Source organism: Bifidobacterium sp. LH_491 (genome assembly GCF_056356495.1).
This window is the reverse complement of sequence record NZ_JBKEUI010000001.1, coordinates 1,551,986-1,578,568: the sequence shown is the minus strand read 5'-3', so window position 1 is coordinate 1,578,568 and position 26,583 is coordinate 1,551,986. Positions and strand designations below refer to the sequence as shown.

Genomic DNA, 26,583 nt, shown 5'->3' with positions numbered 1-26,583 from the left:
GTACCCATGTGCGTAAGCAATGATCAGAGCTGACCAACCAGGTCGAGGCTCGGCTCGATGGTCTCCTCGCCCGGCTGCCACTTGGCGGGGCAGACCTGGTCGCCGTGCTCGTACACGAACTGCGAAGCCTGCACGCGGCGCAGCAGCTCGTCGGCGTTACGGCCAACGTTGGAGGAGATCACTTCGTAAGCCACAACCTTGCCTTCGGGGTTGAGGATGAAGGTGCCGCGCTCGGCCAGACCGGCTTCCTCGTTGTAGGTGTCGAGATCCTTGGCCAGCGTGGCGGTCGGATCGGCCAGCATCGGATAGGTGATCTTGGCGATCTTCTCGTTGGCATCATGCCAAGCCTTGTGCACGAAGTGCGTATCGCAAGACACGGAGTAGATCTCGCAGCCAATCTCTTGGAACTTCGCATAGGATTCCGCGAGGTCCTCGAGCTCGGTGGGACACACGAAGGTGAAGTCAGCCGGGTAGAAGAAGAACACGGACCACTTGCCGATAAGGTCGGACTTAGAGACTTCTTTGAACTCGCCGTCCACGTACGCTGTAGTGGTGAAATCGGTAATTTCATGCTGCAACATCGTCATAATTGGATTCCTTTCATGTTGCTGGGCCGCATCGTCCTGGTGGCTGGCTCACAGTTTGGAACACAGCCATGATTTGAGCGTATCCGCGTACTTATATCAACACAAGTAGCCGAACTGTGGTGTTCCTCACTTATACACAGTTGCTTCACGGAGTTGATGAAAAAAGTCAATCTGACATCTATATATGGATGGATTCAACAGTTCTCTTACAAAACACTGGAACAAAACCGTGCGCGACACCCATCATGTGCCGTAGTGTGGAGCTATGTCACTTGGTTTGAACATCCTTCTCATTTTCATATTTCTCTTGCTCGGATCGATATTTGCTGGCACCGAATTGGCACTGGTCAGCCTGCGCAGTTCGCAAATCGACCAAATGGAAATGGAGGATGCCCGCGGCGCACGCGTGGCCAAAATCGCCCGCGACCCCAACACGTTTCTCTCGACTGTGCAAATCGGCGTGACGCTCTCCGGTTTCCTTTCCGCTTCCTTTGGAGAATCCTCGATTTCCCCTTTTATTGTTCCGGTTGTCGAACGCTGGGGAGTGCCTGCACATGTGGCGTCACCGCTGACCACCGTAGTACTCACACTGGTAATTTCCTACTGCTCCATCGTCATCTCCGAGATGGTACCCAAGCGCATCGCCATGCAGAAAGCTGAGCAAATCTCACGAGCGGTGGTCCCCGCCATCGATGCCTTCGCCAAAATCTGCAAGCCGATCATTTGGCTTATCGGCAAAAATACGAACGGCATCGTGCGACTGCTGGGCTTCGATCCCAACGAGACGGAAAGCGAAGTATCCGATGAGGAGCTGCGTGTACTGGTCAACAGCAACACGTCGCTAAGCAAGGATGAACGCACTATTTTGGATGACGTGTTCGACGCATCAGAAACCATCGTGGCCGAAGTCATGCGCCCCCGTGCCGACGTGGTGTTCCTTGACGGTGACCAAACCATCGAAGACGCCGCCGCCTACGTGCGCGAAATGCCATATTCGCGGTACCCCGTAACCGGCAAAGATTTTGACGACGTGTTGGGATTTGTGCATGTGCGCGATTTGCTTGATGTGCGCGATCCGGATGCGAAGCTGGTCAGCGATGTCACCCGCGAAGGCATATCCTTGCCCGGCACCTCCAAGTTGCTACCCAGCCTTGCACTGCTACGCAAACGCGGCATCCATCTTGCCGTGGTCATCGATGAATATGGCGGTACGGATGGCATTGTCACCTTAGAAGACATGACCGAAGAACTGGTGGGGGACATTCGCGACGAATACGACCTGCCCGACGATTCACCAACCGCTCAGGAGCCGCAACGCACGTTTGTCAACGGCGTGGCCACCGTGGATGGCGGCATGACCATCGAAGACTTTGCCGACGTCACCGGTATTGAACTCGAGGACGGGCCATATGAAACCGTTGCCGGATATTTCCTCGCGCACACCGGGAAAATGGGAGAGGTGGGCGACATCCTCCACTCCGACGACGGCTACGACATGTCCATTATGCAAGTAGACGGACGACGGATTGAGACCATCGAAGTACGTAAGCGCGACGGCGAACAAGCATAGGCGGTCCAGACAGGCATGCGGCGACATCGACGCGGCCCCATGCTACAGAAGTAGCGCTACCAAACCGCCATCTCGGTAAACCATGCACGCAAACGTCGCCTATATCACAAAAAATATGGGTATCTATCAGCGCAATGGTGATTTCACCTCTAAAATTGAAAATACCACATGTTTACGAAAGGTTTGGTGGTGTCATGACGTTGATGTTTACCGTCCCGGGACTGGACGAAGCCGCATCCGAGAAGGCCATTGCTATTTTGCAAAACCGTCTCAGCCAGGCACAGGAAGCCGCTTTGGTGTTGAAGCACGCGCATTGGAATGTGACCGGCCCTAATTTTATCGCCGTTCACGAAATGCTTGACCCTCAGGTGGATGCCCTGCTTGCCCAGGCGGACGAAATTGCCGAGCGCATCGCCACCATGGGTGGCAGCCCTGACGGCCGCCCGGATGCCGTGCTGCGCAACCGGTCCTGGAAGACGCTCGATTTGGAAGGGCGCCAGTCCACCCAGCAGTATTTGCAGGCACTCATCGAGTATTACGACGTGATGATTGCCGATACGCGCAATGCTATTGCCGAACTCGATGGCCTGGATCTGGTTAGCTCAAATATTCTGCAGGACCACACGCAGGAGATGGAAAAGTTCCAGTGGTTCATGCGTAGCCATATGGCCTAACGCACTTGGCATACACGTTGATAGGGGCGTTGGTATTCGGAGCATCATTTCCGCATACCAACGCCCCTGCGCGTTACTGCAACTGCGTCATACCCATCGCTCCGAAGACTCCGCAATCGCTCCACAGCATCAGCATCAGCCTCCGCTCGCGTTCAGCTCGCGCCTCAACCGCCTCCACTGCGGCAATGCGACATCCATCCGCCGGCGAAATTCGTCGCCATGTCCGCTAACCCAGAGATGCATGAGTTCATGCACCAACACGTATTCCAAAAAGCGCGGATCCATAAGACCGAGTCGTAGATTCAGACGAATCCGCCCGGTTGCCGGTGTACACGAACCCCACCTCGTGGTCATCAGTCGTATGGCGATGCGCGTGGGACGCTTGCCTATGCGAGGCTCCCAACGTTCAAGCAATTCCGGCAGCTGCGCTTCGATGGCTGCACGGGCCTTACGCTGAGTCGATTCGTCCCATTCAATCAACCCGCGATCAACCTGCCGTTCGCCGAACTCTCTCATCCGACGCATCTTGGATCGCTGCCGCGCAATCCATGCCGCATGGTCGCGCACCACAGCCACAATACGGCGTTCGCCGGTCCGCACAGGCGCGGAAACCTGGATACGCCCATCCGGCGGCAGCAGGCGTACATAGAGGTTTTTGATAGGCTTGCGCACCACACAGACGGTTTCGCCATCCACAACAATCACATACGGCTCAGCGGCGCTACGGGCGGCACGGGAACACAACATAGCCACCATTGTGGCACGCCGCCACCAAAGATGACGCGACACGCCGAACATTCAGATTGACTTATCCACGAGCACTGGTATTCTATCTATTCGTGCGCTTTTAAGCGTGCAAGATTGGGCCCGTAGCTCAGGTGGTTAGAGCGCATCCCTGATAAGGATGAGGTCGGAGGTTCAAGTCCTCCCGGGCCCACAGGAAAAACAAGCGGCTTGTGCCGCTCTTTTTTTCTATCATCAATAAGATGATGCGGGGCTATGGCGCAGCTGGTAGCGCATCTGCTTTGCAAGCAGAGGGTCGCCGGTTCGAACCCGGCTAGCTCCACAACCAAGCCCTTGAAATCTTGGAGATTTCAAGGGCTTTATTATTCTCACATTCTCTCATTCATACATTTGACGGCGAACACAATATATGAAACACAAGTGGGCGGCGCATCCACGTGGATGCTCCGCCCACTTATTCAAGCCCATGACTCATCCCTACACAAGTAGGGGCAGAATCACCGATATCGCACTAACTGCGACGACGGCTCACCACAACAGCAATGCCGGCCGCAAGCAGTAGTCCGGCGGTTAGGACAACCGTACCCACGGAGGAACCGGTGTCGCTAGGCTTCCCGTTTGGCGTGCCCTTGCCAGGCTCGCTAGGCCCAGGCTGGGCCGTATCAATGTTTCCGACACCTTCGGTTGGCCCGTTCCCCGAGGTGGTGTTCGGCACCAACGATTGAATGGCGCTGGTGAGGTTTGCGGTGGTCAGGGCAACCGTATAGGCATCCGCATTGGTATCGGCCTGTACGGCGCGAGCTGCGGCCAGTGCGGTTTGCAAACGCGCCCAGCTGTCGGCCGTGTAATCGCCCGCACGCAAGCTTTCCGCCTGCGCTATGGCTTCCTGCAAGGAATCCCTATCCACAGTCGGCTCCACCGGTACAACGTCACGGTTCGTAGTCAGACGCAACTCCGCCGCAGACGCATAATGGTTGGCTTCGCCGTCGGTGGAACCTGCGGAACTCTTTACGGTCAATCGCACTGATATCACATTGTTCACCGGATCGAAGCTCGTCTTCTGCCATACGGCATTGGTTGAGAAGGTTCCGGTAATGGTGGATTGTGCGCGGACATCACGGGATCCAGCGCTCACCGTGCGTGTCGTACCGTCGGAGGTAGTCAGCGTAATCTCATAATCCTTGATGCGACCATTCATGCCGATGTTGCGCGGCAGATATCGCAACCCATTGATGGTTGTAGGCTGCTTGAGATCGAACTGATACCAGGCCTTGCCAGTAGACACGGAATCGGCGCCATACTGCGTATGCCACCACGTGTTGTCCTTGCCGTCCTGGGCGTAGCTAGCTTCGCCTTCGGTGGCGTTGCCGGACTGGGCACTGCCAGCGCTCACCGTATAGGCGTCGTTCGCCACATCGTACCGGTCGGAAGCTTCAGAGCCAGGCGCGGTAGACATGTAGTCGTCCAAGGCCATCAGCAGGTTATATGCGCTGGTGTAATCCTGTTCTGTGGCACCATCCTTGTTGATGAGCACCTTAATGCCTACCAGCATGTTCTGGAATTTCAGCCACGCGTCTTCGCTGAAATTCGCCGCATCATACTTCGCGCTGATTTCATTGAACTTGGCTTGTACTTCGGCCTTGGTGCGCGTGGTAGACTCCACATGTTCAATGGTCAGGTTATCCAATACGAAGTCTTGGTAACCGCCAAACGCCGCAGCGCTGCCGGTGGTACCTTGCAAATCGGGAGCAGTGCTCGTGGAATATATGCCAAACCACGAATCTCCGTCAATACCGCCGGTAATTTCAAATTCCTCGTGCCCGTCAGCGCCCAAGGCCTTCGGCAGGTTTCTTAGCTTGACTGAACCATTGGAAAATTGGCCTTGTCCAACAGCCACTGCATAAATGCCGTCCGAGCCGCTTTGGTAGTTGAACGACACTCGGTAGGTTTCACCTGGCTTGAAACACACGTTCTGCGGAATCGTCTGCATCACCAGCGTGTTCTTCTGCACAAGGCCGTTGATTTTCACTGACCACTTACCGTCGAGCACATCGTCCATCTTCTTGACGTCCCAGCCTGCTTGCGTGTAGGGAGCGTGCAGTTCGGAAAGATGCACACGATTGTCTTCAACACCTTCCGACCCGGACACCACAAACGGCCACAGGCCTTGCGCGTTGTTTTCAAAGTCGTTGGTGAGTTTCTGCAGCGTACCGTCGTTTTGCGATGCAAGACCGTCGTAGTTGTTTTCCACGATGCGAACGTCGTCGAAATATGCATGGTCTTGATCCTTGCTTTGCAGCGCCATCGTCACCGTCGCGTCACCGTCAGTGGGTGCCACAAACCATACATACATATTTTGGAAGTAGCTGCTGCCATGTTCCGTGTTGCTGTTGGTGTTGTGACCATATGCCTTGACGTAATTCTTGGCGATGCTGGTACCCGTGGTGTTGGTGGCGACCACCTTGCCGTCCACGGTTATCTTCAACGAAGCGTTGCCGGCCGTTCGATTGTCTACGCCAACATACACGGCGTATCGCTGCCCCGCCTTCAAATCGTTCATTTTCTGGCTGACCGAAACGTTGCCAGTGAGTTGCAGCATGGGATTGTTGGATCCTTCCACCGCAGCAGTGCCCTTGCCGGACACCTGCCAATTGGTGGTGAGGGTATTCTGGCCGCCGTTGAATCCGGCGTCCACGACATGCATGCCCTGGCTCCACTGCACGGCAATTTGGCTTTGCTCACCTTGGTAAATGACATACGGAGTTTCCGCCTCGGCTTCCAGCGCGATCTGACCGTTTGACACGGCAACCGTACGTTCATTGGTCTTGCCTTGGTCGGTGAGCTGGTACACCTTCACAGAAGACAATCCTTGCCATTGCTGGGGCAGTGTCCACGTGGTCGTGCCTCCATTGGTGTTCCAGTGGTACAGCTTCTGTTGGGAAGCATCGAGCATCTTGCCGGTTTGTGCATTCCACAGCCACGGCAGCAAGTAGGATTCGTCGCCCTCAATGGTGCTGTCACCTGCGGTAACCGCGCCATGGGAAACTTCCACACCGTTGAAGGTGATGGTCCGTTGACGGTATGCAGCGTTCGACGTGTCGTTGGAACCCCGAGAGACGATTACGACATTGCCATTGTCGTCCTTCAAGGTGATCTGCTCATTGCCGTTGTTCAGGGTGGCATCCTGTACAGAAGTTGCATCCAACGGGCTATTCACCCAGTTGGTGACCTTGAAATGCTGCAGGAACTTCGTCGATACGTCGTGACGATACAGGTTGGTGATGTACGCGGCATAATCGTTGCGACCTTGCCAGCCTTCAAAATCCTTCATGTTGTAGCCACCCAACAGGGGAGCGTTGGCAGCTCCGCCATATGAAGGATAATCACCGACCCAACTGTCCTTTTGATGGTTGCGCAGAAACCGCATCACCTGGGAATTTTCGCCCTTGGAGGTCGACCCACCATAAGTAAGGTCTGCAGCCCAATGCTGGAATGTCGAGTCGTACTCATTGGCAGAACCCCATTCGTTGGACATACGCCAGCCATTGTCGTTGATAGTCTGCGAAATCTTGCGGGTTTCCCACGAATCTTCAGAACCTGACGTCTGGTTGCCCCAAACGTCCAAGTAGATGAAGTCAAGGTTGTCTCCGACTTGCTTTTTCAGATCGGAGAACCGCTGGGCACGCGCCCCTGAGGCCAGGTCATAGATACCGTCAATGGCAATGCCTTGATCCAGCCAATTCCATCCGTAACGAAGCCCGCCGGACGTGTTGGTACGCACCATGTCTTCGTTGAAAGCCTTCGCTTCCGGATACATTTCGCTGGCATTGACATGTACGCCAAAACGGGCACCATATGCCTTGCCTTCTTCCATCAGTATGTTCATATCCTTGGCGCCGCCAATGCGCTGTCCGATGTCTCCATAGTCGGGGTGACCAGAATCATGACCTTCGTTCGCATAACCCTTCAGCAACACAGATTGACCCAAACCATCCGTGTTCAACGCAACTTTCTTCACGTTGTCCAACGTGGTGAGGAACGGATTTTGTGCCTGTCCGCCAAAGTTCATGGCAATGCGATATGCAACCAGTTCGGGCACTTCTGCGGACTTGTAGGGATTATTCATGATGTCGCGATAGGCAATCGCGCCATCCTCCCAGTTGACCTTACCGTCCGCGTTGTCGTCACCGGCGATAGCCACGGATATCTTCGGCATTGCCGTCTCGTTAACAACATAGGTGCGTTTCTTGGAATCGGTGACTACACGATGGTAATACCAGGGGGCGCTGGCCAAGCCCAGCGAGTTAGACGTACCCACCTGTTCGGTGGTCGCATATACGCGCGTATTTTGGCTGCCGCCCGCAGCAGGTGTGGCAACCGCACGGCCATTATGTTCGGAGTTGCTCCACAATCCTGCACTCAGCGAACCTCCCGACACAAATCCATACATGAAATCAGCATCGGCATACGAGGTTTGCTCCGTGACATTAATATTTGTGTCGCCATTCTTATTCGTGTCTGACGACATCAACGCTCCGGTGAACTGAGCACCGTCTTGTGTGCTGCGCACAGATATTAGGGACTGGTTGGGAAACGACAGGGTTTGGATCGGGTTCTGTTCCTGTTCGCCTTGGCCACTCTTGTCCGCGTTATTCACGATCTTGGTCACGTTGAAGTGCAGTATGTTCTTTTCCACGCTGATGACCACGGTAATGGTGGCATCAATGTTCTTAGCGGCATCGACAACATGCAGTGTGTACGTGGCCTTCGTGTCGCTGTTCTTTTCAAACGTCACATCGTCGTCACCCAATGTAATATTGGTGTCGTTGATGGCAACCATGCGCACATCGTTGCTCTGACCATACATGACTTTGTTGTCAAGCGCGGTCATGGTGTATTGCAATACCGACGGAAAGTTTTGTTTGACGGCAACCTTCATTTGTTCGGTTTTCAGTATTTCCGTTGCCACAGGCGCGACGGCATTCAATTGGATAGTACCCACATTGAGAGCCCCTCCAGAAACCGTAATATTCTGGGAGACGGTGTCATACCCGTCCACTGCAATTGTCAGCGTGTGCGTACCTTCTTCGATGTCATCAAAGGTAAACGACCCGTCATTTTGTGAGGTTGCCGTCATGGTTCCATCAAGACGAACTCGAGCCCCAGCCACCGGGCCATCCGAGCCCTGCACTTTGCCCGTCACTTGATACGATGCGAAATCTCCGGCGCCAAAGTTGCGAATATACACGTCCGTAGCAGCGCCGTCATTACTCCAATATCCGGCCTTCATGGCTATCTTATCGGACAGGTTGCCGGCAATACTGGAAAAATCAATCCCCGAAAATACTTGTTGTCCGTCGACAGTCAGCGACACTTTATGGTCGGCGGTCCAGGAAATAAGGATTTTTGCGGGTGTGTTGGCTGTCGGTATCGCCGCACCGTAGGACTGATATTTGCCGTCGCCCCCTTGATACAGCTGGTAGAACCAGCCACCAGCGTCATATCCGACGAATAGACCGTCACCCGGACCTTTATAGCCAAGGTAGAAACCGAACCGGGTTTTGGCTTTTTCCTGTGCTGACTTCAGCACCACATGCATGGATCCGGCTTGAGAAAAATCAAAGCTTTGATCGGACACCGCCAATGCAGGCGCATTGTTGTCTCCAGTGCCGTTGCCATTGTTGGCGCCGGCTTTGAAATGCGTCCAGCCGTCCGCAGCTTCCAACGTTTCTCCGCCTTTGGCATAGGTGGAGTCCAGCATCCAGCCATTGACGGCAACATATGGCACCGCATCCGCTGCCTGTGTTGTTGGTGTTGTGTCAGCAAGTACCGGCATCGCCCAAACCATGCTTCCCGCGCTTAATGGCGCAAGAGCCAAAGCCGTAGCTAATGCTACCGATGCCACACGTTGATATCTCATAGAGATAACTCCTTAAACTCTCGACGTTGAGAACAGAGTCCACAATGGATGTGATAGCCCCATTGCATCACCCCAAATAAAATATTAATACTCTTAACTAATAATAGCCATCAGACACACCAACATTCTCACACCAAATATCGAATAATGAACACTGTTTGGGATGTCGAAACATACGCCCCATAGAATGAACGCGTTTGTTGGAACTGGAGCTTAAGGAGCGATTATGTTCACCAATGAATATATCAAGCGTGTGTATGCCCAAGTCGAGGAGCGCGACGGCGATCAGCCCGAATTCCTGCAGGCTGTGCGCGAAGTGTTTGAAACCCTCGAACCCGTTGTCGACAAGCACCCTGAGTATGAGGCCAACGGCGTACTGGAACGCATCGTAGAACCGGAACGCGTGGTCAAATTCCGTGTCGCTTGGACTGACGACGCCGGTAAGGTACAGGTAAACCGCGGATACCGCATCCAGTTCAACTCCGCCATCGGCCCATATAAGGGCGGTCTGCGTTTCCACCCGACCGTCACGGAAGGCGTGGTGAAGTTCCTTGGCTTCGAGCAGATTCTGAAGAACTCCCTCACCAGCTTGCCAATGGGTGGCGGTAAGGGCGGATCCGACTTCGACCCGAAGGGCAAGTCCGACGCCGAGGTCATGCGCTTCTGCCAGGCCTTCATGACGGAACTGTGCCGTCACATCGGCCAGTTTACGGATGTTCCGGCTGGCGATATCAACGTTGGTGGCCGTGAAATCGGCTACTTGTTCGGCCAGTACAAGCGTATCCGCGACGAGTATTCCGGTGTGCTCACCGGCAAGGGCTTGGAATTCGGCGGTTCGCTGGCTCGCACCGAGGCCACCGGCTATGGCCTTTGCTACTACACCGCCGAAGCACTACGCGTCCTACGCAACGATTCCTTCGAAGGCAAGACGGTGGCGATTTCCGGTTCGGGCAACGTGGCGATCTTTGCCACGGAAAAGGCACAGCAACTGGGCGCCAAGGTGGTGACGGCGTCCGATTCCAACGGTTACATTTACGACCCGAACGGTATTCAACTCGATGTCGTCAAAGATATCAAGCTCTCCCACCGTGGCCGCATCAAGGAGTACGCGGATCGCGTGCCCGGCTCTGAATACCACGAGGGTTGCTCCGGCGTATGGACCGTACCCTGTGACATTGCGCTGCCATGCGCCACGCAAAACGAAATTGACGAGAACAGCGCCAAGACGCTGGTAGCCAATGGCTGCACCGTGGTGTGCGAAGGCGCGAACATGCCTTCCACACCGGAAGCCATCGCCGTCTATCAGAACAACAACGTGCTGTATGGCCCAGCCAAGGCTGCGAACGCCGGCGGAGTCGCCGTCTCCGGCTTGGAGATGAGCCAAAACTCGTATCGTCTCTCGTGGACGTTCGAAGAAACCGACGCCAAGCTGAAGAGCATCATGGAGAACATCGTCGCCAATTCGCTGGCCGCCGCCAAGGAATATGGTCATGAGGGCGATCTGATGCTCGGCGCCAACGCCGCTGGCTTTGTCAAGGTTGCCGACGCGATGGTCGCCCAAGGCATTCTGTAGATACTATGCCGCGTGTCGGAAACTTTATTACGTTACGACATCACAAAACCAACATTTACTAGGTTTTTGCCACCCGCATCAACAAACATGCGGGTGGTTTTTCTATATTTACTCACCACGAAGTGGAATGATGCGCAAAAAGGTCTTACCATACAATCTGTGAGTATTGTAAGCAAGAAGCATCTAGAACCTGTAGGGCACACCAATGGCCATATTCGCGTGCCGGTATGGATGGGTTACATCATGCTGATAATCACATCCGCCGTGTGGGGTGGCGGATATACGTTTGCCGATTTGGCGATGGACACCATGTCGTTGCAGTGGGTGATGGCGATTCGCCTTACCTTTGGAGCGATTGCCGTGGGCTTGATTACCATGCGCCGCATTCGCCGCATACCGGTGTCGCAGATTCTCATTCCCGCCCTGCTCCTAGGCATCACCTATTGGGCGGCATATTTGGTGCAAATGAAAGGTCTGGAACTTACCGCACCGGGCCGCAATTCCTTCCTTACCGCCACGTACTGCGTGGTGGTGCCATTTGTGATTTGGGTGATGTTGCATAAACGTCCGACGGCGCAAAATCTTGTTGCTGCCACGGTCTGTCTAGTTGGCGTTGGATTCGTGTCCCTCAATGGTGGTTCGTCATTGGCATTCAATGCGGGCGATTTGGTGTCTTTGGCCGGCGGTGTCTTGTTCGGCATCAATATTGCACTCAGCGGCATGTTGGCCAAAGTGTATGACGCCATGACGTTGACGTTCTACGAATTTGCCATTTCCGCAGTGTTGTTCATTGGCGGCGCCTTGTTGTTTGAACCGATGCCACAAGCCAATTGGTTCACGCCGACCGTTACATGGAGTTTGCTATATTTGGTTGTGCTGTCCACCATTGTTGGCCAGTCATTCCAAAACGTGGCGTTTGCTTGTGTGCCTTCCGCACAAGGATCACTGATTCTATGCACCGAAAGCTTGTTTGGTGTGCTGTTCTCCGTATTTATCACCGGCGAACAGGTTACGGCAATGATGGCAATTGGCTTTATATTGATTTTCGCGTCTATTATTCTCAGCGAATTCCGTTTGCCACAGCGCAAAACGGCGATATCACAATAACGACACTCATGCGTGAGGGGGCGGCACATGTTGGATGTGCCGCCCCCTCACGCATGTCGGATTGTTTAGTCGTCGCCCAAGGTCATATGAATGCCGCCTACCAGATTGCTCACCACGTTATACAACAACGTCACAATGGCAACCAACAGTGTCACCAACACCGCCTCCACAATGGAGAAAATGGTCACGGCGCTCACCACAGTCCCCAAGGACAGGATGTTGGTCAGGTCTAGTCCTCCAGTGTCCAAACCAGTGGAGGAGAAGATTTGCGTAATCCGGTCGAATACGCCGGCCACATTCAGCAGCGTCCAGACCAAGGCTGCGGCAACAACCTGGATGATACCGCCGGCAACCGCCAGCAGGAACGTCACCTTGGACACCGACCACACATCCAAATGGATGAGTGACAGACTCATGCGACGAGCACGCGGCGTACCACGGCGAGCGGAGCGTACCTGACGGGACGCCGCATCATCGGCAGGAACACGTACCACAGTGTCAAAACCAGCGGAGGAATGTGTGGCATTACCAGCCACCGAGCGTGCCGCGCGACCATTATCGATCGTCGGCGGCACTACACCGTGCTGAACACCATCCATTAGATTGTCGTTCATCATTACTCCTTGGTGTTTCGTCCATACCCGTTAAATGTCGAGATTATCAGCGTTCCTTGACGATGCCAACCGGATTATTGCGCTGATTCAACACTTGTCTCGGAAGCTTGAACCGCTGCTTCGCCAGAAGGTTGTCCTTCTGCGGATACGGCCTCAGCTTCTTCCTCATCGCGTTCCTCATTGCGGGCGATGGAAATGATCTCATCGTTCTTGTCGGGCTTGGCCAGGGTCACGCCTTGCGTGGTGCGGCCAGTGCGCTTGACCTCACTCACGTCGGAACGAATCACCTTGCCGGACTTCATAATCGCCATGACCTGGTCATCTTCGTTCACCACGAGCGCACCGACCAACATGCCACGGCCTTCCGCCAGCTGCAACGCCTTGATACCGAAGCCGTTGCGGCCCTGCAGACGATACTCGCTCAACGCCGTACGCTTGGCGAAGCCTTCGTTGGTCACGACCAGCAGATCCTGCTCGCTGTCAGCGGGCACCACGTCCATGGCCAGCAACTCGTCGCCATCACGGAATTTCATGCCCTGCACACCGGCGGTCTGGCGTCCCATCGGACGCAACTGTCCATCGTCGGCGCGGAACTTCAGGCTCATGCCCTGCTTCGACACCAGGATAATGTCATCCTCAGCGTTGCACAGTGCGGCGCCGATCAGCTCGTCAACCGTCTCACCGGTACGATCGTCGGTCATAAGGCGTACGGCAATCAAACCACCCTGTCGCGGCGAATCATATTCCGCCAGTGCGGTTTTCTTGACCTTGCCGGTACGTGTGGCCAGCACGAGATACTTGGCGACTTCGTAGTCATGAATGGACAGCACGGTTTGAATCGTCTCGTCCGGCCCGAACTGCAGCAGGTTTGCCACATGCTGTCCCTTGGAATCACGAGATCCCTCGGGGAGCTCATAGGCCTTGATGCGATACACGCGACCCTTGTTCGTGAAGAACAGCAGCCAATTGTGCGTCGAGGTCAGGAAGAAGTGGTCGACCACATCATCCTCGCGCAGCTTCGCACCCTTGATGCCTTTGCCGCCACGGTGCTGGGCACGATACTCATCGGCCTTGGTGCGCTTGATGAACCCGGAATGGGTGACGGTCACCACGACGTTTTCTTCGGCGATAAGATCTTCGACGTTCATTTCGCCGGAATACGGCAAAATCTTGGTGCGACGGTCATCACCGTACTTGGCCACGATTTCATCGAGCTCATCACCCACGATCTTGCGCTGACGTTCCGGCTTGGCCAGAATGTCCTCGTAATCGGCGATGCGGCGCATGAGTTCCTCGTGCTCGTCGAGAATCTTCTGCCGTTCCAGCGCGGCCAGACGACGCAGCTGCATGGCCAGGATCGCATCGGCCTGCACTTCGTCCACATCCAGCAGATCCATCAAGCCGGTACGCGCGGTTTCCACATCCTTGGAGCCGCGGATCAAGGCAATAACCTCGTCGATCATATCCAAGGCCTTGAGGTAGCCCTGCAAAATATGGTCGCGTTCTTCGGCCTCACGCTTGAGATAACGGGTACGGCGTTCAATGACTTCCAGCTGATGCTGCACCCAATGACGGATGAAGGCATCCAGGCTCAACGTACGCGGCACGCCATCGACCAATGCAAGCATGTTCGCACCGAACGTCTGCTGTAGCTGCGAGTGCTTATACAGGTTGTTCAACACCACCTTCGGCACAGCGTCGCGTTTGAGCACCAGCACCAAACGCTGACCGGTACGACCGGAGGTTTCGTCGCGCATATCCGCGATGCCCTGGATCTTGCCGTCACGCACCGCTTCACGAATGGAGGCGGCCAAACGGTCAGGATTGACCTGATACGGCAGCTCAGTCACCACCAAGCACATGCGGCCCTTGATTTCCTCGGTGTTCACCACCGCACGCATGGTGATCAGACCACGGCCCGTGCGATACGCCTGCTCGATGCCCTTATGGCCCAAGATGGTGGCACCAGTGGGGAAATCAGGTCCCTTAATGCGTTGAATCAACGCTTCGAGCAGCTCTTCACGAGATGCTTCGGGATGATCAAGCGCCCAATGCACGCCATCGGCCACTTCACGCATGTTATGGGGTGGAATATTGGTGGCCATACCAACGGCGATACCTGCAGAACCGTTCACCAGCAAGTTCGGGAACCGGGCAGGAAGCACCGTAGGTTCCTGTGTCTTGCTGTCATAGTTAGGCACAAAATCGACGGTGTCCTTGTCAATGTCGCGCACCATCTCCGTGGCCAGCTGGGCCATACGGCATTCGGTGTATCGCATGGCTGCCGCGGGATCGTCGCCGGGGGAGCCGAAGTTACCCTGTCCGTCGACCAACAGATAACGCATTGACCATGGCTGCGCCATACGAACTAAGGTGTCGTAAATCGCGGCATCGCCGTGAGGATGGTACTTACCCATAACGTCACCGACCACGCGGGAACACTTGTTGTATCCGCGGTCAGGACGATATCCACCGTCATGCATGGCATACACCACGCGACGATGCACCGGCTTCATGCCGTCGCGCACATCGGGAAGCGCACGCTCAACAATAACCGACAATGCGTATGCCAGGTATGATTCGCGCATTTCCTGCTGCAGATCCATCGGCTGAATGCGCTGTCCGGAAAGCAATCCGTAATCCGTCTTGTCGGTTTCCTGCGGGCTCAGCGGTTCCATGGAACCGTCGGACGGCAGCTGGGTTTCTTCGTTGTTGCTTGTTTCGTCTACCACTGTTTCAGTCCTTTTTCGTCATCGAGCGTTACGTGGGGTTCCTACTGCCCGTCGATCAGGCATCGATGAATCGGGCGTCGTGAGCATTGCGCTGGATGAACAGTCGCCGCGGTTCCACTTCATCGCCCATTAGCATGGAGAACGTTTCGTCGGCCTGCGCCGCATCTTCGATATGAATCTGCTTCAAAATACGGTGCTCGGGATCCATGGTGGTTTCCCATAACTCCTGGTAGGACATCTCGCCCAGACCCTTGTAACGCTGTATACCTTCGCCCTTGGGTAACTGGCGTCCAGACTTCTTGCCTTCGGCGAGCACACGGTCACGTTCGGCATCGGTGTACACGAAATCATGCGCGCCCTTCGTCCACTTCAGGCGATACAGCGGAGGCATGGCGACATACACATATCCGGCGGTGATCATCGGCCTCATGTAGCGGAAGAACAGCGTCAGGTTCAGCGTAGCGATATGCGCGCCGTCCACGTCGGCATCGGCCATGATGATGACCTTGTGATAACGCACCTTGCTGATATCGAAGTCCTCGCCGTAACCACCGCCGACAGCGGTAATCAGCGACTCAATGGTGTCGGACTTCATCATGCGGTCAATAGAGGCGCGCTCCGTATTGAGAATCTTGCCACGCAACGGCAAAATCGCTTGCGTAATCGGATTGCGACCCTGAATGGCGGAGCCGCCTGCGGAATCACCCTCGACGATGAACAGTTCGCACTCGCTCGGATCATTGGACTGGCAGTCCTTCAACTTGTCCGGCATGCCTGCGGTTTCGAAAATCGACTTGCGACGGGTGTTTTCACGCGCTTTCTTCGCGGCGATACGGGCTCGGGACGCTTCGATGGCCTTCTGGATGATGTTCTTCGCTTCGTTCGGATGCGAATCCAGCCAATCGCCCAATCGGTCGGTCATCACACGCTGTACGAATGCTTTGGCTTCGGAATTGCCCAGCTTCGTCTTGGTCTGGCCTTCGAACTGCGGCGTGGTAAGCTTCACCGACACCACTGCGGTCAAGCCTTCGCGCACGTCGTCGCCGGAAAGGTTATCGTCCTTGTCTTTAAGAATGTTCTTCTCACGGGCGTAACGATTCACCAGCGACGTCAACGCCGCACGGAAGCCCTCTTCGTGGGTGCCGCCTTCGGTGGTCGAAATCGTGTTGGCGAAGGTATGCACGGCTTCGGAATACGCCGTGGTCCACTGCATGGCGATTTCGGCGGAAATGCCGATTTTCAGATCTTCCGCTTCGAAATCAATTACGTCCGGTTCAACCGGCGTGGCTTTGCGGGACTTGACCAAGTAATCGACGTAATCCTTGATGCCATTGTCATACTGGTACGTCACGCTTTGATGCAGTTCCTCGACTACATTGTCTCCGTCTCCGGCCACCTCGTCGCCAGCCTGATCGACCTGACGCAAATCGGTGAGCGAGATCTTCAGACCCTTGTTCAAGAAGGCCATCTGCTGGAAACGCGAACGCAACGTTTCAAAATCGTAAATAGTGGTTTCAAAAATCTTCGCATCCGGCCAGAACGTCACCGATGTACCTGTCGACTCGTCTTCACCCATAGGAGCACCCTGTTGCAAGCGTGCGGTAGGCTTCTGGTTGATGTAAGTCTGTGTCCAGTAGAAGCCCTGACGACGCACTTCGATGTCCACTCGGGTCGACAACGCGTTCACTACGGATATACCCACACCGTGCAAACCACCGGACACCGCATAACCACCGCCACCGAACTTACCGCCGGCATGCAGCTTGGTCATGACGGTTTCCACGCCGGAAACCCCTTCACCGGGCACTTCGTCAACGGGGATTCCTCGACCATCGTCGACCACACGAATGCCGTTATCCGGCAAAATCGTGACTTCAATATGCGAAGCGAAACCAGCCAACGCCTCATCCACGGAGTTGTCGACGATCTCATACACCAAGTGATGCAAGCCTCGAGGGCCGGTCGAACCAATGTACATGCCGGGGCGAATACGCACAGCCTCAAGGCCCTCAAGAACTTTCAAATCACTGGCGTCGTAATGTTCGGGAGCCAGGGAATCGTCCAATTGAGCATTGTCGAGGTCTGCGGCAACGTCATCGTTCTGGTTCTCGACGGAATCCTTCAGCGAATCTGCTTCCAGGTCTGACACAGATGTTCCTTCCTGCATTTTGCCCGCGCACGAAGGTAATTTGCGTGGGCATTATGCCCTACAAAGCCCGTAAAGGGCTCTTACAGGCACGTAACCATACTATCCGATATCTTACTAGGCTACAAAGACTTTGCGGCGCTATGCCCGCGGCATACAATTATTGCATTTTTGCATTCATCGCTTAAAACGTCGATATTGATGTTGTGGGCCAGTCACCACGATATCTACGACCTCAATATCTGGCAGACGCTCTGCGACTGCATGCTGAAGTTGATGTTTCATATACGATAATTGGGTGGTCCACGCCGGAGAATCGGCACAAATCACCATCACTCCATCACGAAACGATGAGACATACGAATGTGCAGCAATATCGGCTCCCACCACCGTATCCCATCGATATCTCAGTCCGGCAATACTCAATTGTGTGGTCCAGCCGCGCGTGGCGGCCAACGTGTTCATCACACCGCCCACGGTCAACGGATCACGTCCAGGCTTGCCAAAGCTCTGCCAGCTACGTTCCTGTCGACACTGACGGTCGCCAAGCATAATGCCTCGCTTGGCAAAGCGACGAAATAGCAATTCCGGCAGTTTGCGCTCATCCATATGCAACATTGCAGAAACCGGCATATCGCGATGCCTGCCGCGTTGTTCGGCACTATGTTTCATATGATGTGTAGCGTCCTGCCGCGCCGCCGTTTCTCTCGACTGCTCATTCTTCGCCATGATGATGTTCCTGTTTCACCTCAACGGACGATGCCGGTGAGGACAACGTTTGCGACATTACCGGCAATGCCAATACATCATTGTGTCCACTGCAATCGATGAATTGAGCAACATCAATAATATGGGCGTTCCGCATTGCCGAATCCGCCACATCAATATCGGGAATATCGTGCGCCGACGCCGCAGTAATCAGCACTTGTCCTTGGTTCAACGCCATATGAAGAATCTGCTGACGCCGATTGTCGTCCAACTGAGAGAACACATCATCCAATATCATCATCGGCATGACACCACGCTCACGATGAATAAGCTCAAACACCGCCATTTTCAGCGCCAAAGCCAGCGTCCACGTCTCGCCATTGGAAGCAAATTCACGCGCATCCATATCCCGTAGCAGCACACGAATATCGTCGCGGTGCGGGCCAATCAGATTACGGCCGCTGGACACTTCTCCCACATATAAACGCTGGAAATGTGCGCTAATCTCAAGTGCCGGATCCTCACGCTGCACGACTTCCTCAAACGATGGCTCATACTGTAGCCCCGCACACTGCGTATCACCGGCCAAATCACGGTAACACGTTTGAAATGGCTTATCCAAACGGCGTATCACATCTAAACGGCAACGGGTTAATTCCATGCCGACCTGCACGAACTGTCCAGTCCATACTTCCAAACCACTCATCATGGCGTCAACCGGCATGCCATGCTCGTGCTGTGACAGTTGCTTGAGCAACGTAGCCCGCTGCTTGGCGATATGGGTGAATTGCTGCATCAATGCCACATATCCGGGCACCAGCAACGCGGCGGTTTGATCAAGAAAACCTCTCCGATATGCCGGCTCTCCCATGACCAAACGTTGGTCTTCAGGAGCGAACGTCACACAAGGAACCTGTCCCACCACCTCGCGCATATACAAGGAATTGCCACCATTGATACGTGCACGATTGGCACCGCGATCGCGAATGCTCACTTCGTACGTAGTGGTTTGCTCGCCGTCATCCGATGTCACGTTGGCCCTAATAGTTGCCGTATGACAATCTCGCTGAATCAATGGCAAGGAGCTTGACGTGCGGTGGCTGCTGCCGGTGGACAGCACTTCTAAAGCCTCTACGATATTGGTTTTCCCCAGACCATTGGCGCCGACGAGGATATTTACCCCGTCGGCAAAGTCCACGATGCAATGCGCCCATGAACGGTAATGGTCTAACGCTAGTCGAGTAACGCGCATGGACACCTATTAGTTCGGGAAACGCATGGGCACAAGCAAATAGCGGTAATCCATCGATTCGTCGCCATCGGATTCCTGTTGCCCGTTGAATTCCACCGGCTTGACAGCGGTGGTCATCTTCATGCGCACGAACGGTTCGGCGATCGCGCTCAAACCTTCAATCAAATAATTGGGGTTAAACGCTACGGTGATATCTTCGCCATCCTTGTCGATGTCCAAGGTTTCCGAAGCCTGAGCGTCATCAACCGCGCCAGCGCTCAAGGTGACTTCCTGGCCCTCGAACACCATGCGGATCGGGGCGTCACGCGACACCAAAGATACACGCTTGATGGCGTCAATGAGAGCTTGTCGGTCACATACTGCGTGAATGGGATACTCGTCGGCGAACAGGCGCTCTACCGAGGGGAATTCGCCATCAATCAGCTGCGAAGTGGAGGTACGGCCAGCATTTTCAAAGCCCATCATTGTGCCATTGTCAACATCGTAATTCACAATAACGTTCTGATGTTCGTCGAACGACCTGGCCAAATCGCGCAGCAGACTTCCACGGATCAGCGTGGTTACGGAAGCGTCGGGATGTTCTGGCGACCATGAGAAGCTGGCACGTGACAAACGATAACGATCGGTGGAGGTCATGACGATTTTGTCGCCTTCAACCTGCACGCGAACACCGGTAAGGACCAAGCGGGCTTCGTCTCGTGATACCGACACGCAAGCCTGCGAAACAGCCTGAATGAATGTGGAAGCGTCGACTTGTCCTAGCTTTGCAGGCATAGCCGGAAGATCAGGGTATTCACCTTGAGGCATGAGCTGCAAGGTAAAAGTTGACTTACCCGAGGTAATAGTCAATGTAGTGTCATTGCTCGATAGATAGGTTTTCTCCGCAGGCAACGACTTCGTAATGTCAGCCAGCAATTTGCCCGGAACCAAAATAGAGCCGGGTTCGTCAATACCTGCTTCAATGTGGTGACGTGCGGAAATCTCATAGTTGAAGGCACTGAGTTGCAAAGTGCCATCAATAGCTTCCAAATTTAGACCGGTAAGAATTGGATTCGACGGGCGAGTGGCGATAACGCGCGTTGTCCACGCAACAGCATCGGCCAAAGCCGTGGAATTGATTTCGACTTTCATAGTTCCTCATTTCGCATAAGTGCCTGTGCTTCATTCTAGCTGGCTTATTTCCGTGCTGCGCGCAGGCGTTCGCCCGTGATGATGTTCATGATGAAATTTCAATATAACTTGAGAATCAAAGTAGTAATAAGAGCGGTGGATAATGTGGAAAAGCGTGAGAAGCGTTGTAAACATGCGAGTTGAAGTGGATAACGCACTGGGGAATATTCCGGAATAGACGGTGGATAAGTAAGGCGTTTATCCACCGTCTTTGATTGCGGTTTTTGTTATCCACAAGAAAAGTGGATTATTCCACAGGTTGTGCACGAAAAATCGGGGCTTATACCAGAGTTATTCGCTGTAGTTAAGCACATTTGTGCATAACTATGTGGATAACTTTCTTCGAAGATATGCACTTATCCGCGTGTCGTGTTGAGCTATTGCTCGCTGGCGTGCTGCTTCAAACGAGTAGTCAATTCCATCACGTACTCGTAGATTTCTTGTTGTTCGCCCATTTCATCGCTAATACGGGTACAACCATGCATCACTGTTGTGTGATCTCTCCCACCAAAAACTTGACCAATATCGAACAAGCTCATGCTTGTGGTCTCACGTGCCAAATACATGGCTATTTGTCGTGCGAGCACCACGTTCTGCCGGCGAGAACGCCCGACGATATCGTCAAACGACAAATGAAAATACTGAGCCACCTGGCTAATAATGTCGACGGGGCGAATCTCGATGTCTGAAGTAAAGAAATCTTGCAGTGTCTGTTCGGCCAAAGCCTTGGTAACAGGCTGGTTACTCAGTGAAGCCACGGCAGAAATACGGGTTAATGCACCTTCGAGCTCGCGAATATTCTCAGTACAACGCTCGGCGATTAAATCGAGTACATCGTTGGCAATACTGGTGTGGTTCATGCTGGCGCGCAGCCGCAAAATAGCGATGCGAGTCTCCAAATCCGGTGGCTTTACATCCACCGTCAACCCGGATTCAAAGCGGGAAATCAGACGAGCCTCAAAGCCTTTTAGGTTCTTTGGAGCCACGTCTGAGGCAATGACGATACGTTTCCCGGCCATTTGCAAGCTATTGAAGGTGTGGAAGAACTGTTCCAGCGTGGCTTCCTTGCCTCCTAAGAATTGAATATCGTCGATCAACAACACGTCGACCTCACGATACCGCCGGTTAAAATCCGCGATTTGCCCCTGACTTTGGCTGGGATTTTGTAAAGCATCAATGAATTCGTTGGTGAATTCCTCGCTGGTAACGTACCGTACTTTGAGTTTGCTGTCCTTGTCTTTCATCAAGGCGTAGTTGCCGATGGCATTCAGCAGATGGGTTTTGCCCAAACCCGATCCTCCATAAATACACAACGGGTTGTAATCACGCCCTGAGCCCTCGGCGACGGCCAATGCCACGGTTCGTGCGAAACGGTTGGAATCGCCAGGTACAAACGTATCGAAAGTCGCCTGCTTATTCAGATGAGTTTCCGGATCGCGGTGCTGTCGGCTATTTTTTGGTGAAAATTCCTGATTCTGTGTGGGCTGAGTCGGGGCGGCCACTGAAATGGGCAGGCGACCCTGGGTAGCGGTTGCATCGCCGTGTTGAGGAGTGTCGGCGTGCTGTGATTCATGTTGTTCAGCTCGGTCGATGAATGATTCGGTAGTGTCTGCAGCTTCGTCGGGCACGATTGGCGTACGGTTTGTCGCTGTAGGCTGAGCTTGTTGTGCCTGATGAGCTGTTGGTCCGACATGATTCGATGATACGTTTTCTGTTTTTTTGTCAATATTGGGCATGACCTTGTAGGCCGGGAACATATCTTTGCCCGTAACGATGGTCAGCGCCTGCAATATCGGCTGATTCAACTCACTCTGCAGTGCCTGCTGGGTTTCCACGCTGTCAACGCGCAGCACAATGGTAGAATCAAAGGTAATTTCGGGAACAACACCTTCCAGCCACCCCTTGTGACGCGAAGTCAGCGAGCCGTTGCGCTTGAGAATCTCATACGCGTTTTCCCATATATTTGCGGCTTGCGCAGTGGGGTCAAGATGTTCGGTTGCCATCTGGCCCCCTTTTCTTCGTCTCACGGTGTCGTCGTATATACCGTAGGTCATATTTACTCCGGTGTATGGAGTTTAGCAAAGTTATCCACCGTGTGGCGTGTTGAAAACATTGAAAAATAGAATCACATGTGTGTAGTTTGTGGATAACATGTGGGTGAGTTATCCGCATTATTGCGGCTTTTTGTGGATACCGGCAAGGGGGTGTTATCCACCATATAGACAGAACACGCGGTGGGCGTGTTGACTTGGTACTGGCCTACAGGTAACGTAGTAGAGCTTGACTCATGAGGAGCCGTGCTTTTGCATGGCTAAAAACCGGGAGCATTATTATGAAGAGGACATTCCAGCCCAACAACCGCCGTCGCCACATGAAGCACGGTTTCCGCCTGCGCATGCGCACCCGTTCCGGTCGTGCGATCATCAATCGTCGCCGCTCTAAGGGTCGCAAGGCTCTGTCCGCCTGATAGCGGCGCATCATCGTGGAGCGGCTGAAAAGCCATCGTGACTTTGTCACTGTGCTGAAACGTCGCCGTAGGGTTTCCAGTACCGATATTGTGGCGCACTACGTTTGTGGGTCACTTGATGTGGGCAATGGCGACCCTACGGCGCGTTCGCATCGTCGTATGGGATTGGCGGTCGCTAAATCAGTTGGCAACGCGGTAACACGCAACAGTGTCAAACGACGGTTTCGCGTGCTTGCGCGCCAGTACGAATCGCTACTTCCAGAATCCTGCGATGTAGTGCTGCGGGCTAAGCCCAGTGCCGCAAGCGCGCGATTTTCCGCTTTGGACAGCCAAGTGCAAAAGCTGTTCGAATCCATTCGGCGCAAGGCCGATCGCGTATGATGTCGCCGGTATCTGCGCTGGTATCGCAAGCGATACGTTGGTATCAGCGGTGTGTGTCCGCTCGTCGGCCAGCGTGTTGCCGCTATTATCCAAGCTGCTCGAATTATGCGCTTATCGCAGTGAGGCGGTTTGGAGCAGTGCGTGGTGGCCTGTTGGCTGTATTGCGTTTGTTGCGTTGCCACCCATGGAATGATGGCGGCATTGATGACGTTCCACGTCGATATTCCATTTTTTACCGTTATTCATGGTCGAAAGCCCATGAAGAGCCGCAGCTTACGCCGCAGGCTTGGCAGCATTAAGGAGACGCCCTGATGGTGAATCAAGATCAGTTCTTCCTCGACAGTAGTTTTTGGGGATGGCTATACAAACTATTGACGCCGGTTGAGTGGTTGATGACCCAGATTATGGGCATTTTCCACAAGGCAATGACGCTTATCGGACTGCCTGACGTCGGTCTGTCGTGGATTTTCTCCATCATCTTCCTGGTGCTGGTGGTTCATGCGTGCATTTTCCCTGTGTATCTCAAGCAGATGCACTCTATGCGTAAAATGCAGGCCTTGCAGCCGCAGATGAAGCGTATTCAGAACAAGTACAAGGGTAGGACTGACCAAGCCAGCAAAGAGGCTCAGAGCCGTGAAATGATGAAGCTCTACCAGGAGAACAAGGCAAATCCGATGGGTTCGTGCTTGCCGATGGTGATTCAGGGCCCCGTGTTCATGTGTATGTTCTACGTGCTGTCAGTGATTCCGTTCATTGCTCGTGGCAAGCATGCTCCGTTGGGCGCGTTCGATCAGAAGACTGCAGAATTGTTCGCACAAACTGACGTTTTTGGTGTTAACGTCACTACTACTTTTTGGACGGCAACTCTGCATGGTCGTATCGTCATCGGTATTTTCGTGGCGTTGATGTGTGCTGCCATGTGGTTCATGCAGTTCAACAATATGCGTAAGAACCTGCCGGTGGAATCCATGGAAGGACAGCAGTACAAGGTACAGCAGGCAATGACGTGGTTCTTCCCGCTGATTTACATCTTCTCTGGTGCGACCATGCCGTTCGCCGTATTGGTGTACTGGCTGACCAACAACATCTGCAACATGTTGCGTTCGCTGTGGCAGGTACGCGAATTCCCGACGCCGGGTTCACCTGCTGCGGAAGAGAAGCGATTGCGTGACCACAAGAAGGAAAACGCTCGTCGTGCCCGTCTCGGTGAGATGTCTCTGGAAGAAGAAGAGCTTGCCAAGGCCAAGCAGGCTGCGGAGCTGCGAGAAACACGAGGTTATCAACGTGCACAGCCGCAGCGCAAGAATCGAAAAAAGAAGAATTAATGAGCTTGTGTCCGTGTTTCAGATGAAACACGGACACATTCGTTTTGGTAAACAACACCCGTTACACTGGGTAACAAGCACTTGAGTAAGGAGTTTCAAATGAGCCAAGATGAGGAACGTACCATCGATCAGCTCAATGAAGAAGCCGACATCGCAGCAGACTACCTTGAAGGATTGTTGGATATCGCAGATTACGATGGCGATATTGAAATGGGCATTCGTAACGGTCGTCTGACAATTCAAATTATTGCCGATGATGATCGTGACATCAGGCACCTGATCGGACGCAACGGAGAAGTGGTGGATGCTTTGCAGCAGTTGACTCGTTTGGCTGTGCAGCAGAAGACCGGCGAACGTTCGCATTTGATTGTGGATGTTGATGGTTTCCTGAAGCGCAAGCGTCAGCACTTGCGTGATATGGCGTTGGATGCCATCGATGATGCGCGAGAGACCGGCGAGCCCGTTGATCTCAAGCCGATGAATTCGTTTGAACGTAAGATCATTCATGACGTGGTTCGTGAAGAGGGACTGCGTTCTCGCTCTCACGGTGAAGAACCGAAGCGTTATGTAACCGTGTACGTGAAGGCTTCAACCACGGAAGAGGATGAAGACGACGTTACTGTTGATGAATGATTTCCTTTGCAGGTGACGCATTGTGTGGGGTGATGTTTCACGTGAAACATCACCCCACAGTCATATATGGAGTATTGTTCTACATGCGTGACGCTGCGTGAGTCTTCCAGGGTTGTATTAGGCGCCTCATTGGAGATGGGGAGTACCGTGAGGATTGGTTGAGTCGGCATGGTAATGGCGCTGTGTTCCGATAGGATTAACGCTATGACTGAGATGAATGAGCAGGTACAAGATGCCCTTGAAGGGTCGCCTATTATTCGTGATGTATTGGGTGATGCCGCCGATGTATTGAAGGTGTTTCACGTGAAACTTCGTGAAGAAGGCGAGAAACGCGGCATTATCGGCCCACGAGATAATGGCATTATTTGGGAGCGGCATATTCTCAATTCGGCGGCTATTGTACCTTTTATTCGTGAGGCGACCCAACATAATGAACGTAAAACCGTAGCGGACGTTGGCAGTGGAGGAGGTTTTCCTGGCTTGATTGCCGCTGCGTGCCTACCTGACCATGTGTTTACGCTTATTGAGCCTATGGAACGTCGTTGCGAATGGTTGAATGAATGTGTAACTGAGATGGGGCTGAACAACGTCGTGATTATGCGCGCTCGGTCAGAAGAAGTTATTGCGACTCTGGCTCGTGATGCAAAGCGTCCTCAGCGTCGTCACCGCAGGCGGCATGATCAGGGGGACGCTCCTGCAATGGTGCCGTTCGCGGTAGTGACTTGTCGTGCGGTTGCTCCGATGACCAAACTTGCCGGATGGACTTTACCGCTGTTGCAGCCACACGGTTATTTGATTGCATTGAAGGGCCGTTCTGCTCAAGCGGAATTGGATAAAGCTGCAACGGAGATTCGTCATCAGGGTGGTATGCGTCCTCAAGTAATGGAAGCGCCGGTCGCTCCAGGGCTGGAATCCACTCATGTGGTAGTGGTGGAAAAGAGGTAGTTATCCACATAATTATCAACCTAAAAAAGTTATCC

General features: G+C 53.8%; 20 protein-coding genes and 2 tRNA genes. 12 read left to right on the top strand and 10 right to left on the bottom strand.

Features of this window, described 5'->3' with window-relative positions:
- Positions 1-23: 23 nt before the first annotated feature.
- Complete coding sequence (gene ahpC / locus AC1AWK_RS06125; protein ID WP_476569005.1) at positions 24-587, bottom strand: alkyl hydroperoxide reductase subunit C; 564 nt, start codon at positions 585-587, stop codon at positions 24-26.
- A gap of 265 nt (positions 588-852) precedes the next feature.
- Between ahpC and AC1AWK_RS06120 the strand changes: the two genes are divergently transcribed.
- Positions 853-2,157, top strand: coding sequence for a hemolysin family protein (locus AC1AWK_RS06120; protein ID WP_476569003.1), 1,305 nt, complete (start codon positions 853-855; stop codon positions 2,155-2,157).
- 194 nt (positions 2,158-2,351) lie between these two features.
- Complete coding sequence (locus tag AC1AWK_RS06115) at positions 2,352-2,831, top strand: Dps family protein (protein ID WP_476569662.1); 480 nt, start codon at positions 2,352-2,354, stop codon at positions 2,829-2,831.
- 135 nt (positions 2,832-2,966) lie between these two features.
- Here AC1AWK_RS06115 and AC1AWK_RS06110 read toward each other — a convergent pair whose 3' ends face one another.
- Entirely contained in the window at positions 2,967-3,578 is a 612-nt protein-coding gene (locus AC1AWK_RS06110) for a M48 family metallopeptidase (protein ID WP_476569001.1), read from the bottom strand.
- Between the two features lie 116 nt (positions 3,579-3,694).
- Between AC1AWK_RS06110 and AC1AWK_RS06105 the strand changes: the two genes are divergently transcribed.
- Together AC1AWK_RS06105 and AC1AWK_RS06100 are read left to right on the top strand one after the other, a co-directional pair.
- A tRNA-Ile gene (locus AC1AWK_RS06105) sits at positions 3,695-3,768 on the top strand.
- 56 nt (positions 3,769-3,824) lie between these two features.
- Positions 3,825-3,897: transfer RNA gene (locus AC1AWK_RS06100), tRNA-Ala, on the top strand.
- Between the two features lie 189 nt (positions 3,898-4,086).
- On the opposite strand, the gene AC1AWK_RS06095 is transcribed toward AC1AWK_RS06100, so the two are convergent.
- Positions 4,087-9,495 carry an endo-alpha-N-acetylgalactosaminidase family protein gene (locus AC1AWK_RS06095; RefSeq protein ID WP_476568999.1) on the bottom strand — a complete coding sequence of 1,803 codons (5,409 nt, stop codon included), beginning with the start codon at positions 9,493-9,495 and terminating at the stop codon, positions 4,087-4,089.
- Between the two features lie 226 nt (positions 9,496-9,721).
- Between AC1AWK_RS06095 and gdhA the strand changes: the two genes are divergently transcribed.
- Together gdhA and AC1AWK_RS06085 are read left to right on the top strand one after the other, a co-directional pair.
- The gene (gene gdhA / locus AC1AWK_RS06090; RefSeq protein WP_476568997.1) at positions 9,722-11,068 is read left to right on the top strand and encodes an NADP-specific glutamate dehydrogenase; all 1,347 of its coding nucleotides are present in this window, start codon (positions 9,722-9,724) and stop codon (positions 11,066-11,068) included.
- Positions 11,069-11,227: 159 nt separating this feature from the next.
- The gene (locus AC1AWK_RS06085; RefSeq protein ID WP_476568995.1) at positions 11,228-12,175 is read left to right on the top strand and encodes a DMT family transporter; all 948 of its coding nucleotides are present in this window, start codon (positions 11,228-11,230) and stop codon (positions 12,173-12,175) included.
- A gap of 65 nt (positions 12,176-12,240) precedes the next feature.
- On the opposite strand, the gene AC1AWK_RS06080 is transcribed toward AC1AWK_RS06085, so the two are convergent.
- The 7 genes from AC1AWK_RS06080 to dnaA all read right to left on the bottom strand — a co-directional run bounded on the left by AC1AWK_RS06080 (position 12,241) and on the right by dnaA (position 22,758).
- Entirely contained in the window at positions 12,241-12,789 is a 549-nt protein-coding gene (locus AC1AWK_RS06080) for a DUF3566 domain-containing protein (RefSeq protein ID WP_476568993.1), read from the bottom strand.
- Between the two features lie 74 nt (positions 12,790-12,863).
- Positions 12,864-15,521 carry a DNA gyrase subunit A gene (gene gyrA / locus AC1AWK_RS06075; protein ID WP_476568991.1) on the bottom strand — a complete coding sequence of 886 codons (2,658 nt, stop codon included), beginning with the start codon at positions 15,519-15,521 and terminating at the stop codon, positions 12,864-12,866.
- A gap of 55 nt (positions 15,522-15,576) precedes the next feature.
- Positions 15,577-17,688: a DNA topoisomerase (ATP-hydrolyzing) subunit B gene (gyrB, locus tag AC1AWK_RS06070; protein WP_476568989.1), complete on the bottom strand. Its 2,112-nt coding sequence runs from the start codon at positions 17,686-17,688 to the stop codon at positions 15,577-15,579.
- Between the two features lie 156 nt (positions 17,689-17,844).
- Positions 17,845-18,396: a DciA family protein gene (locus AC1AWK_RS06065; RefSeq protein WP_476568987.1), complete on the bottom strand. Its 552-nt coding sequence runs from the start codon at positions 18,394-18,396 to the stop codon at positions 17,845-17,847.
- A complete protein-coding gene (recF, locus tag AC1AWK_RS06060; protein WP_476568985.1) occupies positions 18,383-19,627 on the bottom strand; it encodes a DNA replication/repair protein RecF in 1,245 nt (414 codons plus the stop codon). The genes AC1AWK_RS06065 and recF overlap by 14 nt, the downstream gene beginning before the upstream one ends.
- 9 nt (positions 19,628-19,636) lie before the next feature.
- Positions 19,637-20,758 carry a DNA polymerase III subunit beta gene (gene dnaN / locus AC1AWK_RS06055; RefSeq protein WP_476568983.1) on the bottom strand — a complete coding sequence of 374 codons (1,122 nt, stop codon included), beginning with the start codon at positions 20,756-20,758 and terminating at the stop codon, positions 19,637-19,639.
- 416 nt (positions 20,759-21,174) lie between these two features.
- Positions 21,175-22,758 carry a chromosomal replication initiator protein DnaA gene (gene dnaA, locus AC1AWK_RS06050; protein WP_476569660.1) on the bottom strand — a complete coding sequence of 528 codons (1,584 nt, stop codon included), beginning with the start codon at positions 22,756-22,758 and terminating at the stop codon, positions 21,175-21,177.
- Positions 22,759-23,129: 371 nt separating this feature from the next.
- Here dnaA and rpmH point away from each other — a divergent pair, with 371 nt between their 5' ends.
- The 6 genes from rpmH (at position 23,130) to rsmG (ending at position 26,548) form a co-directional block, all read left to right on the top strand.
- A complete protein-coding gene (rpmH, locus tag AC1AWK_RS06045) occupies positions 23,130-23,264 on the top strand; it encodes a 50S ribosomal protein L34 (protein WP_476568981.1) in 135 nt (44 codons plus the stop codon).
- A gap of 15 nt (positions 23,265-23,279) precedes the next feature.
- Complete coding sequence (gene rnpA, locus AC1AWK_RS06040; RefSeq protein ID WP_476568979.1) at positions 23,280-23,645, top strand: ribonuclease P protein component; 366 nt, start codon at positions 23,280-23,282, stop codon at positions 23,643-23,645.
- Positions 23,642-23,944, top strand: a complete 303-nt coding sequence (gene yidD / locus AC1AWK_RS06035) for a membrane protein insertion efficiency factor YidD (RefSeq protein ID WP_476568977.1) — start codon at positions 23,642-23,644, stop codon at positions 23,942-23,944. Before rnpA ends, yidD begins: the two co-directional genes overlap by 4 nt.
- A 12-nt stretch (positions 23,945-23,956) precedes the next feature.
- Positions 23,957-24,970, top strand: a complete 1,014-nt coding sequence (yidC, locus tag AC1AWK_RS06030; RefSeq protein ID WP_476568975.1) for a membrane protein insertase YidC — start codon at positions 23,957-23,959, stop codon at positions 24,968-24,970.
- A gap of 99 nt (positions 24,971-25,069) precedes the next feature.
- Positions 25,070-25,603, top strand: a complete 534-nt coding sequence (locus AC1AWK_RS06025; RefSeq protein ID WP_476568973.1) for a Jag family protein — start codon at positions 25,070-25,072, stop codon at positions 25,601-25,603.
- Positions 25,604-25,816: 213 nt separating this feature from the next.
- On the top strand, positions 25,817-26,548 hold the full coding sequence (rsmG, locus tag AC1AWK_RS06020) for a 16S rRNA (guanine(527)-N(7))-methyltransferase RsmG (protein ID WP_476569658.1): 732 nt from the start codon (positions 25,817-25,819) through the stop codon (positions 26,546-26,548).
- Positions 26,549-26,583: the final 35 nt, after the last annotated feature.

Excerpts from the sequence above, each read along its gene's own strand:
- ahpC (WP_476569005.1), bottom strand. The coding sequence starts at position 587 with ATGACGATGTTGCAGCATGAAATTACCGATTTCACCACTACAGCGTAC.
- AC1AWK_RS06120 (WP_476569003.1), top strand. The coding sequence starts at position 853 with ATGTCACTTGGTTTGAACATCCTTCTCATTTTCATATTTCTCTTGCTC.
- AC1AWK_RS06115 (WP_476569662.1), top strand. The coding sequence starts at position 2,352 with ATGACGTTGATGTTTACCGTCCCGGGACTGGACGAAGCCGCATCCGAG.
- AC1AWK_RS06110 (WP_476569001.1), bottom strand. The coding sequence starts at position 3,578 with ATGTTGTGTTCCCGTGCCGCCCGTAGCGCCGCTGAGCCGTATGTGATT.
- AC1AWK_RS06095 (WP_476568999.1), bottom strand. The coding sequence starts at position 9,495 with ATGAGATATCAACGTGTGGCATCGGTAGCATTAGCTACGGCTTTGGCT.
- gdhA (WP_476568997.1), top strand. The coding sequence starts at position 9,722 with ATGTTCACCAATGAATATATCAAGCGTGTGTATGCCCAAGTCGAGGAG.
- AC1AWK_RS06080 (WP_476568993.1), bottom strand. The coding sequence starts at position 12,789 with ATGAACGACAATCTAATGGATGGTGTTCAGCACGGTGTAGTGCCGCCG.
- gyrB (WP_476568989.1), bottom strand. The coding sequence starts at position 17,688 with ATGCAGGAAGGAACATCTGTGTCAGACCTGGAAGCAGATTCGCTGAAG.
- AC1AWK_RS06065 (WP_476568987.1), bottom strand. The coding sequence starts at position 18,396 with ATGGCGAAGAATGAGCAGTCGAGAGAAACGGCGGCGCGGCAGGACGCT.
- recF (WP_476568985.1), bottom strand. The coding sequence starts at position 19,627 with ATGCGCGTTACTCGACTAGCGTTAGACCATTACCGTTCATGGGCGCAT.
- dnaN (WP_476568983.1), bottom strand. The coding sequence starts at position 20,758 with ATGAAAGTCGAAATCAATTCCACGGCTTTGGCCGATGCTGTTGCGTGG.
- rpmH (WP_476568981.1), top strand. The coding sequence starts at position 23,130 with ATGAAGAGGACATTCCAGCCCAACAACCGCCGTCGCCACATGAAGCAC.
- yidD (WP_476568977.1), top strand. The coding sequence starts at position 23,642 with ATGATGTCGCCGGTATCTGCGCTGGTATCGCAAGCGATACGTTGGTAT.
- yidC (WP_476568975.1), top strand. The coding sequence starts at position 23,957 with ATGGTGAATCAAGATCAGTTCTTCCTCGACAGTAGTTTTTGGGGATGG.
- AC1AWK_RS06025 (WP_476568973.1), top strand. The coding sequence starts at position 25,070 with ATGAGCCAAGATGAGGAACGTACCATCGATCAGCTCAATGAAGAAGCC.
- rsmG (WP_476569658.1), top strand. The coding sequence starts at position 25,817 with ATGAATGAGCAGGTACAAGATGCCCTTGAAGGGTCGCCTATTATTCGT.